The organism is Nocardiopsis sp. B62 (assembly GCF_018070675.1).
Taxonomy (GTDB): domain Bacteria; phylum Actinomycetota; class Actinomycetes; order Streptosporangiales; family Streptosporangiaceae; genus Nocardiopsis; species Nocardiopsis prasina.
Genome location: NZ_JAGPXK010000007.1, coordinates 190,738 through 203,525 on the forward strand (window position 1 = coordinate 190,738; position 12,788 = coordinate 203,525).

Genomic DNA, 12,788 nt, shown 5'->3' on the forward strand with positions numbered 1-12,788 from the left:
CGCCCCGCCCGCATCCCCACGCGCGCCGGGTACGGCCGCGCGTCCAGCGCAACAGCATCCACCCGAAAGGGACACCGTCGTGAGCATGGCACGGGCGTGGCGAGGCATCGTCGAGGAGTACCGCGACCGCCTTCCCGTCAACGAGAACACCCCCGTCGTCACCCTCCAGGAGGGCGGCACCCCGCTGCTGCCCGCCACGCGCGTATCCGAGCTCACCGGATGCGAGGTCCTCCTCAAGGTCGAGGGCCTCAACCCCACCGGTTCCTTCAAGGACCGGGGCATGACCATGGCCATCACCAAGGCAGCCGAGGACGGCGCCAAGGCCGTCATCTGCGCCTCCACCGGCAACACCAGCGCCAGCGCCGCCGCCTACGCCATCCGCGCGGGCATGACCTGCGCCGTGCTGGTGCCCCAGGGCAAGATCGCCATGGGCAAGCTCGCCCAGGCACTCGTGCACGGCGCCCGCCTCCTCCAGGTCGACGGCAACTTCGACGACTGCCTGGAACTGGCCCGCAAGCTCAGCGTCGACTACCCGGTCGCGCTGGTGAACTCGGTCAACCCCTACCGCCTCCAGGGACAGAAGACCGCGGCCTTCGAGATCGTGGACGCCCTCGGCGACGCTCCGGACATCCACTGCATCCCGGTCGGCAACGCGGGCAACATCACCGCCTACTGGATGGGCTACACCGAGTACGCCGGGGACGGCGTCTCCACCAAGGCCCCGCGCATGTTCGGCTTCCAGGCCAGCGGCTCGGCGCCCATCGTCGACGGCGCCCCGGTGACCAGCCCGAGCACCATCGCCACCGCGATCCGAATCGGCAACCCCGCCTCCTGGAAGCTCGCCGAACAGGCTCGCGACGAGTCCGGCGGCCTCATCGACAAGGTCACCGACCGGCAGATCATGGCCGCCTACAAGCTCCTCGCGGCCGAGGAGGGCGTGTTCGTCGAACTCGCCTCCGCCGCCAGCGTGGCCGGACTCCTCCAGGCCGCCCAGGCCGGTCTGGTCCCCAAGGGCAGCCGCATCGTGTGCACGGTGACCGGAAACGGCCTCAAGGACCCCGACTGGGCGCTGGCCGGAGCCTCCTCCGCCACCACCGTGCCCGTCGACGCCCTGGCAGCCGCCAGGGCCCTCGACCTCGCCTGAGCCTCGACCTCGGACCCGCGGGAAGGGCAGCCCCGGAGCCGACCGCCCCGGCGGCGGTCGGGGACCTGAGCGCGCACCCGCGCCAGGGGCGAACGGTTGACCGGGTGTCCCAGAGTGTCGGTTCGGCGGGACGCCCGTCCGCCGCCACTGGACCAAGACCCGGCCGCGCGCCCGCGCCAAGGCGGAAGCCGGACTGGGTATGTCAGCCTCCAGGACCGTCCGCTCGGCTGAACGCCTGTCCGCTCGCAGCGGAGCGGACCTGAACCGCTTACCCGCGCCAAGGACGGATCGGCCGACCGGGTGTCCCGGTCGCGTGGAGTGTCCGTTCGGCCGGGACGCCCAACCAGCCTCAGCCACGAGGCGACAGCCGACCGTCCACCCGAGCCTCGGACGAGAGCCCGCTTGTGTACGCCCCGGCTCCAAGGGGGCTTGGTTCGGCGTCGGAGAGGGTTCCGGAGGTGGTGGAGGTGGGATCGCGAGAACGAGCCGTCACACCAGGCCCCGAAGGTTCACCGCGAAGGCGCGGGACACGGGTCGAAGCGAAGCCGAACCCCAAGAAGGCGCAGCGAACACGGGCCGAAGCGAACCGGCAAGGCCCAAAGAGATAGGAATCGAAGTGACCCCACCACGTCCCGACCGGGTGTCCGTCCGGGCCCCGGCGACCAGCGCCAACCTCGGGCCGGGCTTCGACGCGCTGGGTCTGGCCGTCCAGCTGTACAACGAGTTCCACGTGGCGACGCGCGCCGACGGTGAGGTCCGTATCCGGGTCGAGGGGGAGGGCGCGGGCGAGGTGCCGTTGGACGGGCGCCACCTCGTCGTCCGTGCCATGCGGGAGGCCTTCGAGCGGCTCGGGGAGAAGCTCCCCGGGCTGGACCTGCACTGCGTGAACGGGATTCCGCACGCGCGCGGGCTGGGTTCGTCCTCGTCGGCGATCGTGGGCGGGGTCGCGGCGGCCTCGGCGCTGCTGGGCCGGACCGGCCCCGGGGGAGGCCCGGACCGGGACTGGATCTACCAGGTCGCCGCGGACATCGAGGGCCACCCGGACAACGTGGCGCCCTGTGTCCACGGCGGCTACACCGTCGCCTTCCGCGACGGCGACTCCTGGGGCGCCGCGCGGCTCACGCCGGACGAGCGGCTGCTGCCCGTGCTGTGCGTGCCGGGGTGGCGGCTGTCCACCGAGCGCGCGCGGGGCCTTCTGCCCGAGACCGTCTCCCACGCGGACGCGGCCTTCAACGCGGGACGCGCCGCGCTGATGACGGCGGCCGTTTGTGGCCAGACCGAATCCCTGTACGCGGCCACGGAGGATCGGCTACATGAGGCGTACCGGGCCCCGGCGATGCCGCGTACCCTCGAACTCATCCGTGACCTGCGTCAACACGAGAAACTCCCGGCGGTGGTGTCCGGTGCGGGACCCACGGTCCTCGTTCTGTGCTCTGTTCCAGGGGGCCGGGCGCAGGAGGATTCGCCGGAAATCATCCGACAGGTTGATTCGATTCGTCGACGGGCGGGTAATGATTGGGACATACGCCCCCTGCACATCGAGCCGGCGGGGGTGCGGACCCCATCTCCCCATCCGTAGCATCTGTGTCGAGGAATAGCCGTGGCCTCTGGTGATGTTAGGCTTGGTGAAGCACCAGATGCCCCGTTGCGGGGCGTGTGCTCATCCGCCACAACGGCTTCCGCGTCCCATACTCCGGCGGTCCGATCTCTCGACCTGTTGGAAGCGGTGGCCCAAGTGTCGATCCAGCGGATTTCCCGCTGTGCCCACGTCTCCCGAGTACGCTCCTCCGTCATGGTCGGGCGTGTCCTCAGGGTAGACAGGCAAAACCTCCGAGCCACCCGCCCCGACGTCTGGCTGTACCCAGAGCCCGCCGCGATTGGGTAGGGGACCGTCTTCGCCGGTTTCCGACATCCACGTGGGGCACGCCCTACCCGGCCCCTGCCGGTTCGCACCACCGGGCCGGCCGCTCATGCAATCCGCTGACGGCCGAAGCCCGCTCCTTGGGAAGGACCCTTAGTGAGCGACACCACCGAACTCCGAACGGACGCGGCGGTCGACAGCAAGAAGAGCACCGACGCCTCCTCGGAGGCCGGGGAGGCCACGACCACGCGGCCTCGCACGGCCTCGCGCGGCACCGGGCTCGCCGCCCAGAAGCTCCCCGAGCTCCAGAAGCTCGCGTCGAGCATGGGCATCACCGGTACGGGGCGCATGCGCAAGAGCGACGTCATCGCCGCGATCGAGGCCAAGCAGGGCGGCCCGGTCGGCGGTCCCGCGTCGGCCAAATCCGGAAAGAAAGCCGACACCGCTCCCAAGGCCGGTAAGGTCGAGGCAACTGACGGCCCGGCCGAATCCCAGTCTCCCGCCAAGTCGGGCACGGACGAGGCACCGCGCAGGAGCGCCGGTGAGCGGTCGTCCGACCAGGCCGTGACCGAGACCCAGGGTGGGAAGGGTGACAAGCCCTCCCGTAACCGCCGCTCGTCCCGCAGGCGCGGCGACGAGTCCGGTGACCAGACCCGCTCGGTGGACGGCACCGACTCCTCTACCTCCGCGAGCAGCGTGACCAAGACATCCAGCACCCCCCAGAAGAACGGCCCCGACTCCGAGGACCGTGACACCAGGTCCGGGCAGGGTCGCGAGCGCCAGCGCAACCGTCGCAACCGCAACCGCGGCGGTGACGACCAGAACGCCAACAACAACTCCGACCGTCAGCAGGGCGGCGGCGGTGGTGGCGGCGGCCAGAACCCGAACCAGAACCAGGGCCGCGGCAACAGCGGGAACAACAACGACGACGACGACTTCGGTGGCGGCCGCCGCCGCGGACGCCGTCGGGACCGCCGGGACCGCCGTGGCGGACGCGGGGCAGGCCAGGAGCCGGAGCCGGTCATCGGCGAGGACGACGTCCTGCTGCCGGTCGCGGGCATCCTGGACATCCTGGACAACTACGCCTTCGTCCGTACCACCGGCTACCTCCCCGGGCAGAGCGACGTCTACGTCTCCCTGGCCCAGGTGCGCAAGCACGGCCTGCGCAAGGGCGACCACATCATCGGTGCGGTCCGCCAGCCCAAGGACGGCGAGCGCCGCGAGAAGTTCAACGCGCTGGTGCGCCTGGACTCGGTCAACGGCATGTCGCCGGACCAGGCCAGGGGTCGTCAGGAGTTCTCCAAGCTGGTTCCGCTCTACCCCCAGGAGCGTCTGCGCCTGGAGACCGAGCCGAACATCCTCACCACACGCATCATCGACCTCGTCGCGCCCATCGGTAAGGGCCAGCGCGGTCTGATCGTCTCGCCGCCCAAGGCCGGCAAGACGATGGTGATGCAGTCGATCGCCAACGCGATCACCGAGAACAACCCCGAGTGCTACCTGATGGTCATCCTCGTGGACGAGCGTCCCGAGGAAGTCACCGACATGCAGCGCACGGTCAAGGGCGAGGTCATCCACTCGACCTTCGACCGCCCGGCCGAGGACCACACGGTCGTCGCCGACCTGGCGATCGAGCGTGCCAAGCGGCTCGTGGAGATGGGCATGGACGTGGTCGTCCTGCTCGACTCCATCACCCGCCTGGGCCGTGCCTACAACCTGGCCGCCCCCGCCAGCGGACGCATCATGTCCGGTGGTGTGGACTCCACCGCCCTCTACCCGCCGAAGCGCTTCTTCGGTGCGGCCCGCAACATCGAGGGCGGCGGCTCGCTGACCATCCTGGCGACGGCGCTGGTCGAGACCGGCTCGCGCGCCGACGAGGTGATCTTCGAGGAGTTCAAGGGCACCGGCAACATGGAGCTCAAGCTCAACCGGTCCCTGGCGGACAAGCGGATCTTCCCGGCCGTGGACGTGGACGCCTCCAGCACCCGTAAGGAGGAGATCCTGATGTCGCCGGAGGAGCTGAACGTCGTCTGGAAGCTCCGCCGGGTGCTGCACGCCCTGGACACGCAGCAGGCGATCGAGCTGCTCCTGGACAAGATGAAGGAGTCCAAGAGCAACGCCGAGTTCCTCATGCAGATCCAGAAGACCACGGTGGGCCCCGAGCGATCGTGATCGTTCCGGAGCCCCGCGCGACCGCGGGGTGACGGCGCGGCGGCCCCCTCCCCGGGTTCGGGGAGGGGGCCGTTCGTGTGTCCGGGGTCGGCGTCCTCGTTGGTGTTTCCGGAGCGCGGAAGCCGATGATCACCAATGTGTCTCGGATCACATTGGGGGGCTGGTGGGTGTTCGTCCGTAAACGTAGGGTCACGCGGGCCGGAGTGCACACCCCCTACCAGGGAGCCGCCTGGATGGACAACCTCGCCCTGCTCAGCCTTCTCGCGCTCACCCCGATCCTGGTCGTCGGAGTCCTGCTCGTCGGGTTCCGTGTCCCCGCCATGTACGCGATGCCCGCCGGATACGTCGTCGTGGTCGCGATCGCCGTCCTCTTCTGGCGGACCGAATGGACGGCCGTCGCGGCCTCCACACTCCAGGGCCTGATCCTCGCCGCGGGCCTGCTCTACATCATCTTCGGCGCGCTGCTCCTGCTCTCCACGCTCACCAGGAGCGGGGCCATCGCCACCATCCGCCGCACCTTCACCGACATCACCCCCGACCGCAGGATCCAGGCGATCATCATCGGCTGGCTGTTCGGCAGCTTCATCGAGGGGGCCTCCGGGTTCGGCACCCCCGCCGCCGTGGTCGCCCCCCTCATGCTCGCCCTGGGCTTCCCCGCCATGGCCGCCGTCATGGTCGGGATGGTCATCCAGAGCACCTCGGTCAGCTTCGGCGCGGTCGGAACCCCGATCCTCGTCGGCGTCGGAGGCGGCCTGGACGGCGGGGGAGGGGTGGCGGCCCGCGCGTCCGAACTCGGCATGAGTTTCCCCGAGTACGTCACCGAGATCGGCTTCCAGACCGTCCTGCTGCACTCGATCACCGGAACCCTCGTCCCGCTGCTGATCTGCTGCATGCTCTGCGGCTTCTACGGAGAGAACCGGCGCTTCTCCGACGGCCTCGCGGTGTGGAGGTTCGCTCTGTTCAGCGGGCTGGCCCTGACCGTCCCCTCGCTCCTGTACAACTACTTCCTCGGGGTCGAGTTCACCAGCCTCCTCGGCGGACTGACCGGCCTCGTCATCGTCGTGCTCGCCGCGCGCAGGGGCTTCCTCATGCCGAAGCAGGTCTGGGACTTCCCGCCCAGGGAGGACTGGCTGGCCCGTTGGACCGGGCGGATCGAGTCCGGCAACGGCGACCAGCCGTCCGACACCGGACGCCGAGTCGGGTTCCTCAGCGCGTGGGCCCCCTACCTCCTGGTCGCGGCCCTGCTCGTGGCCACCCGCACCGTGGAGCCGGTCAAGGAGTGGCTGTCCGGCGTCACCGTGGGCGCCAGCGACATCCTCGGCACCTCGATCGGGGACTCCGTCGCCCCCCTCTACTCGCCCGGGGCCACGTTCATCCTGGTCTGCCTCGTCACCTACGGGCTGCACCGCATGCGGGCCAGGGAGATCGTCGACTCCTGGCGGATGGCCGGTTCCCAACTGGCCGGGGCCGCCGTCGCCCTGCTCTTCGCCGTCCCCCTGGTGCGGGTCTTCATCAACACCGGGTCGGAGTTCGGCACCACCGCCCTGGAGAGCATGCCGCTCACCCTGGCCACCGGGGCCGCCGAGCTCGGCGGGCACAACTGGCCGCTGCTGGCACCCTGGATCGGAGCCCTCGGCGCCTTCGTGGCCGGGTCCAACACCGTCTCCAACCTCATGTTCTCCCTGTTCCAGCACTCGACCGCCGAACGCATCGGCGTCCCGCCGGAGAACGTCGTCGCGGCCCAGGCCGCCGGCGGCGCCGCGGGGAACATGATCACCGTGCACAACGTGGTGGCCGCCTCCGCCGTGGTCGGCCTCGCCGGGAGGGAGGGCGACATCCTCCGCCAGACCGTGGTGCCGCTGACCTACTACCTGCTGATGGCCGGTTCGCTGGCGTACCTGTTCATCCACGGACCCGGAGCCAACGCCGGTCTGCTCATGCTCTGCCTCACCCTCGCGGCCACCGCCGCCACCCTGTGGTGGCTGTGGCGCAACGATCGCCACAAGCCCCTCCCGGGCACGACGAGCGGCTCGCGGGCGCCGAAGGAGGGTCGGGAATAGGTACTGGTCCCGGCATGGTTGATGGTCTGGCAAACTGGTATCAGGGAACGGACGTCCTCCCGAGGGGGAGTGCACGCCGCCCTCTTACCTGGATCGCCGCGACACCGGTTCGCGCATGGTCAACGAACACCGCCCCACCTCCGACGGTGGTGCGGTCGTCATGCGTCCGGCGGTCGCGCACTAGCAAGGAGACACACATGCAGGCCGAAATCCACCCCGAGTACGTCCCGACCGAGGTGACCTGCACCTGCGGGGCCCAGTTCGTGACGCGCAGCACCGTTACCGAGGGCAAGATCCGCGCCGACGTGTGCTCCGCGTGCCACCCCTTCTACACCGGCAAGCAGAAGATCCTCGACACCGGTGGCCGGGTCGCCCGCTTCGAGAAGCGCTTCGGCAAGCGCAGCTAGCGCTGCCCGTCGCCCGGCGGTGCCGCCCCTCCCAGGAGCGGGCGGCGCCACCGGGTATCCAGGCGGTTCCCCTCACGGGGCGGACGGACAGGGCGAGCGACAAGACGGGAACGTGGGAAAGTGAAGCTGGACGACCTCCTTGGGGAGTACTACGAGCTGGAACAGCAGCTCGCCGACCCCGAGGTGCACGCCAACCAGGCCAAGGCGCGCACGCTGGGCAAGCGCTACTCACAGCTCACCCCGATCATCGAGGCCTACCGTCAGCTCAAGGAGGTCGAGAACGACATCGACGCCGCCCGTGAGCTGGCCGCCGAGGACTCCTCCTTCGCGGAGGAGGCCGACCGCCTGACGGAGGAGGCCGAGCAGCTCACCGAGCGCCTGCGCGTCCTGCTCGTCCCGCGCGACCCCGCCGACGACAAGAACCTCATCATGGAGGTCAAGGCCGGCGAGGGCGGCGAGGAATCCGCCCTGTTCGCGGGAGACCTGGTCCGCATGTACCTGCGCTACGCCGAGCGCCAGGGGTGGAAGACCGAGGTCATCAACGCCACCCACTCCGACCTGGGCGGGTACAAGGACATCACGATCGCCTTCAAGAACAGGGGCACTCCCGAGCCCGGCTCCGGCGTGTGGCCCATGCTCAAGTTCGAGGGCGGCGTCCACCGGGTCCAGCGCGTCCCGGTCACCGAGTCCCAGGGGCGCATCCACACCTCCGCCGCCGGTGTCCTCGTGGTCCCCGAGGCCGAGGAGATCGAGATCGTCATCAACGACAACGATCTGCGCATCGACGTCTACCGCTCCTCCGGGCCCGGCGGACAGAGCGTCAACACCACCGACTCCGCCGTCCGGATCACCCACCTGCCGACCGGCATCGTGGCCTCCTGCCAGAACGAGAAGAGCCAGCTCCAGAACAAGGAGCAGGCCATGCGCATCCTGCGCGCCCGCATCTTCGCCGAGGCCCAGGCCAGCGCGGACGCCGAGGCCTCCGCCGAGCGCAGGAGCCAGGTCCGCACCGTGGACCGCTCCGAGCGCGTGCGCACCTACAATTTCCCGGAGAACCGCATCTCCGACCACCGCGTCGGCTACAAGGCCTACAACCTCGACCAGGTCCTCGACGGGGAACTGGACGGGGTCGTCAAGGCCCTGGTGGACGCGGACACCAAGGAGAGGCTCGAAGCCGCCCAATCATGAACTTCCTGCTCGACGAGGTCGCCCGCGCCACACTGAGGCTCGCGGAGGCGGGCGTGGCCTCACCCCGTACGGACGCCGAGGAACTCGCGGCGTTCGTGCACGGTGTCCGTCGAGGGGAACTCCACGCCGTCTCCGACGCCGACTTCGACGCGCGCTACTGGGAGTGCGTCTCCCGCCGGGAGGCGCGCGAACCCCTCCAGCACATCACCGGCCGCGCCTACTTCCGCTACCTGGAGCTCCAGGTGGGGCCGGGGGTCTTCGTTCCACGTCCGGAGACCGAGATCATGGTCGACTGGGCCATCGAGACCCTGCGCGCCATGGACGTGGCCGATCCCCTCGTCGTGGACCTCGGCTCCGGCTCGGGCGCCATCGCGATCTCCATCGCCCAGGAGGTCCCCCGCTCCCGGGTGCACACCGTGGAGATCGACCCCGGCGCCCTGGCGTGGACCCGCCGCAACATCGAGGCCACGGGGCACGTCGACCGCGTCACGTCCCACGAGGGCGACATGCGCACCGCCCTGCCCGAGCTGAACGGCCGCGTCGACCTGCTCATCAGCAACCCGCCCTACGTCCCCACCCAGGAGGCGGGCCTGATCCCGCCCGAGGTGCGCGACTACGACCCGGCGCCCGCCCTGTGGTCCGGCGAGGACGGGCTGGACATGATCCGCGAACTCGAGGCGGTCGGCCGCAGGCTGCTCCGCCCCGGCGGCGCCATGGCCGTGGAACACCATGACGGCCAGGGCATCGACATCCCCCGACTCTTCCCCGAGGACCGGGGCTGGCGCGACGTCCTCAACCGCAAGGACATGGCCCGGCGCGACCGCTTCGTGGTCATGCGCCGCGCCGACGGCGACGGTTAGCCCCCGTGGCCGCCGAACCACACCCCCCATCCCCACCGCAGGACCGGCAAGCAGGTCCGGTCGACCGAGATTGAGGTGAACGCTGGTGAGCCGCATCTACGACTGCGCGGACGAGACCGCCCGCAAGGACGGCATCGCCGACGCCGCGTCCGCGGTACGCCGAGGCGAACTCGTGGTGCTGCCCACGGACACCGTGTACGGCATCGGGACCGACGCCTTCAGCCCGAAGGCAGTGGCCGGCCTCCTGGAGGCCAAGGGCCGCGGTCGGGACATGCCGCCGCCGGTCCTGGTGGGCTCCATGCGCGCGGCCACCGCGCTCATCGAGGACCTGGGCAACCACGGCCGCGACCTCATGGAGGAGTTCTGGCCCGGCCCGCTCACGCTGGTGTGCACCGCCACCCCCAGTCTCTCCTGGGACCTGGGCGACACCAAGGGCACCGTCGCGGTGCGGATGCCGATGGACCCGGTCGCGCTGGAACTGCTCAAGGAGACCGGTCCCATGGCGGTGAGCAGCGCCAACAAGTCCGGTCAGCCCGCCGCCGCCACGGCGGAGGACGCGATCGAGCAGCTCGGCGACGAGGTCGCGGTGTACCTGGACGGCGGTGAGGCGGAGAGCCCGGTGGCCTCCACCATCGTCGACCTCACGTACGCGGTCCCCCGGGTGCTGCGTTCCGGAGCGATCTCCATCGAGCAGCTGCGCTCGGTGTGCGGCACCGTGATCGGGGAGCTGCGCAAGGGCCGGACCAAGCCGAAGAAGGCGCAGGAGGAGTCCGAACCCGAAACCGAGGCGGCAGCCGAACCGCCGGAGCCGGGGACGACGACCGAGCCGGAGGCCGAAGCCTCCAAGGACACCGACCGCTCCGAGAGCTAGAGGGATCAGGCAGTGCGGGAGTACGCGCTCACCTTCGTCATCGCCGCCGCGGTGACCTACCTGCTGGTCCCGCTGGTACGCCGACTGGCGATCGCCTTCGGCGCCGCGCCCCCGGTGCGCGACCGCGACGTGCACACCGAACCCATCCCACGGCTGGGCGGGTTGGCGATCTACGGGGGGTTCGCGGCCGCGCTGCTCATCTCGGCGCAGCTGCCGCACCTCCAGAACGTCTTCGTCGCCAAGACCTGGATCGGTCTGCTGCTGGCGGGCGGCCTCATCACCGTCATCGGCGTCATCGACGACCGGTGGGGGATGGACGCGCTCAGCAAGCTGGCCGGTCAGGTCGCGGCCGCGGGCATCCTCGTCTGGCAGGGCGTCCAGCTGCTGTGGCTGCCCCTGCCGGGTACACAGCTGTCACTGGGGCCGTGGCTCGGGGCCATGGTCTCCATCCTGCTCATCGTGGTGACCATCAACGCGGTCAACTTCGCGGACGGTCTGGACGGCCTCGCGGCGGGCATCGTCGGCATCTCGTCGCTGGCCTTCTTCGCGTACTACTACGTGGTGGCGGTGGAGCAGGGCTTCGTCCGCCAGTCCTACCCGGCGATGATCGCCATCATCCTGGCCGGGACCTGCGTGGGCTTCCTCTTCCACAACTTCCACCCGGCCCGTGTGTTCATGGGCGACACCGGCTCGATGCTGCTCGGCCTGCTGCTGACCTCCATCACCATCACGGTCACCGGCCAGTTCGACGCCAACACCGCGAGGGAGGAGTTCAACTCCTCGGGCCTGGTGGTCTTCCTGCCGATCGCGCTGCCGTTGCTGGTGATCGCCCTGCCCCTGTCGGACCTCGTCCTGGCCGTGCTGCGCCGGACGCTGGCGGGCAAGTCCCCGTTCGCCCCGGACCGGGGCCACCTCCACCACCGGCTCCTCGACATGGGGCACACCCACACCCGCGCGGTGCTGCTCATGTACCTGTGGGCGGGGATCGTGGCCTTCGCCGCCGTCTCGCTGTCGATCTTCGACTCGGCCCTGATCGTCCTGACGGTCACCGTGCTGGTCGCCACCTGTGCGGTCGGTCTCATCGCGCTCCCGCGGCTGCGCCGCCGAGGACTGCTGCCGTGGGACCGCGGGAACAGGCCCGCCAGGAGCGCAGATCACCATCGGTCAACCGATGGATAAATGCGGGGTCACGTTCGGGACCGAGGTCCCGACAGCCGTTCCGAATGTGCGCTGGCGTGAAGCTCGCGGCAAGTGTGGGCAAGGTGACACAAGTTCCGAAGACGCCGCCGAACGGGGCTTTCGCGAGGCGTTAAGACCGCGTTAAGGGCACCCTGGATTTGGCACCAAAAACCTTGTGATAGCTTTCACGAGCAGGTACTCACTGAACCCCACGGAGCTTCGTCATGCAGGAACACGACGCCCGGATTCTCCGCGGCGCCGCGCTTCCGAGCGCCGCGTGCGGGGTCCTGGCCATCGCGGTCTCGGGCCTTCTCGCGGGAGCGGCCGGAGCTCTCAGCTCGGCCTTGGCGGTCGGCATCATCCTGGCCTGTTTCGGCCTGGGGCAGTGGGCGGTCATGATGGTCACCCGGAGGAACAGGGACCTGTTCCTCGCCGCGAACCTGCTCGGTTTCGTCGTCAAGATGGCGCTGCTGGGCATTCTGTTGGTGACCCTGGGCCGGAGCCCCCTCATCACGGACCTCAGTAGCAACGCCTTCGTCTACAGCGCGTTGGCCGTCGTACTGGCCTGGCTGGGTGGGCAGACCTGGGCCACTTCCAGGGCGAAGATCCTTCACGTGGACCCGAGCGAGAGCTCGGAGAACACGTGATGGGGTGCCCCGCCGCGACCCGTCGGAACGGGCGTAATAACCTGTTCCAGGGCAGCCGGGCTGCCAAGTCCCAGCCGAGCCCCACATGCTATATTCCGGAGCGAGATGAGCAGCGAACCAGCCAGGAAGAAGGGCTCCAGTGCGCCTCCAGCACCGCGAGAGTCCGACGGTTGGGCGCTCTTCTCCACTCTGCTCGCGGGTGTGCTCGTGTGGAGTGCGATCGGCTGGGGTGCGGACAGGCTCCTGGGATTCCAGGCCCTCTTCCTGCCCATCGGGGCCGTTCTCGGCATGGTCGGCTCGATCTATCTGATCGTCGCCAAGACACGCCACCTCTGAGCTCCCCGCAGTTCCGCGTCGCCCATCTCGCGACGACGCTTGCAGTCACAACCATCAACGAGG

At 69.7% G+C, this 12,788-nt stretch carries 11 protein-coding genes; all 11 read left to right on the top strand.

Annotated elements, in window-relative coordinates; translation table 11 throughout:
• Positions 1-85: 85 nt before the first annotated feature.
• The 11 genes from thrC (at position 86) to KBX21_RS10880 (ending at position 12,725) form a co-directional block, all read left to right on the top strand.
• The gene (thrC, locus tag KBX21_RS10830) at positions 86-1,144 is read left to right on the top strand and encodes a threonine synthase (protein WP_199776626.1); all 1,059 of its coding nucleotides are present in this window, start codon (positions 86-88) and stop codon (positions 1,142-1,144) included.
• A gap of 640 nt (positions 1,145-1,784) precedes the next feature.
• Positions 1,785-2,723: a homoserine kinase gene (thrB, locus tag KBX21_RS10835; RefSeq protein ID WP_307869187.1), complete on the top strand. Its 939-nt coding sequence runs from the start codon at positions 1,785-1,787 to the stop codon at positions 2,721-2,723.
• Between the two features lie 438 nt (positions 2,724-3,161).
• Complete coding sequence (gene rho, locus KBX21_RS10840; RefSeq protein ID WP_210841817.1) at positions 3,162-5,177, top strand: transcription termination factor Rho; 2,016 nt, start codon at positions 3,162-3,164, stop codon at positions 5,175-5,177.
• 233 nt (positions 5,178-5,410) lie between these two features.
• Positions 5,411-7,237 carry an L-lactate permease gene (locus KBX21_RS10845; RefSeq protein WP_210841818.1) on the top strand — a complete coding sequence of 609 codons (1,827 nt, stop codon included), beginning with the start codon at positions 5,411-5,413 and terminating at the stop codon, positions 7,235-7,237.
• Between the two features lie 197 nt (positions 7,238-7,434).
• On the top strand, positions 7,435-7,644 hold the full coding sequence (gene rpmE, locus KBX21_RS10850; protein ID WP_049575481.1) for a 50S ribosomal protein L31: 210 nt from the start codon (positions 7,435-7,437) through the stop codon (positions 7,642-7,644).
• A gap of 120 nt (positions 7,645-7,764) precedes the next feature.
• Positions 7,765-8,832 (top strand): peptide chain release factor 1, encoded by a 1,068-nt coding sequence (prfA, locus tag KBX21_RS10855; RefSeq protein WP_049575478.1) that lies wholly within the window; start codon positions 7,765-7,767, stop codon positions 8,830-8,832.
• Positions 8,829-9,692, top strand: a complete 864-nt coding sequence (gene prmC / locus KBX21_RS10860; protein WP_210841819.1) for a peptide chain release factor N(5)-glutamine methyltransferase — start codon at positions 8,829-8,831, stop codon at positions 9,690-9,692. Before prfA ends, prmC begins: the two co-directional genes overlap by 4 nt.
• An 85-nt stretch (positions 9,693-9,777) precedes the next feature.
• The gene (locus tag KBX21_RS10865; RefSeq protein ID WP_210841820.1) at positions 9,778-10,563 is read left to right on the top strand and encodes an L-threonylcarbamoyladenylate synthase; all 786 of its coding nucleotides are present in this window, start codon (positions 9,778-9,780) and stop codon (positions 10,561-10,563) included.
• Positions 10,564-10,575: 12 nt separating this feature from the next.
• A complete protein-coding gene (locus KBX21_RS10870) occupies positions 10,576-11,742 on the top strand; it encodes an MraY family glycosyltransferase (protein WP_049575466.1) in 1,167 nt (388 codons plus the stop codon).
• A 224-nt stretch (positions 11,743-11,966) separates the two neighbouring features.
• Complete coding sequence (locus KBX21_RS10875; protein WP_017546075.1) at positions 11,967-12,389, top strand: hypothetical protein; 423 nt, start codon at positions 11,967-11,969, stop codon at positions 12,387-12,389.
• 105 nt (positions 12,390-12,494) lie between these two features.
• Positions 12,495-12,725: a hypothetical protein gene (locus KBX21_RS10880; protein WP_026129511.1), complete on the top strand. Its 231-nt coding sequence runs from the start codon at positions 12,495-12,497 to the stop codon at positions 12,723-12,725.
• The last annotated feature ends 63 nt before the right edge of the window (positions 12,726-12,788 follow it).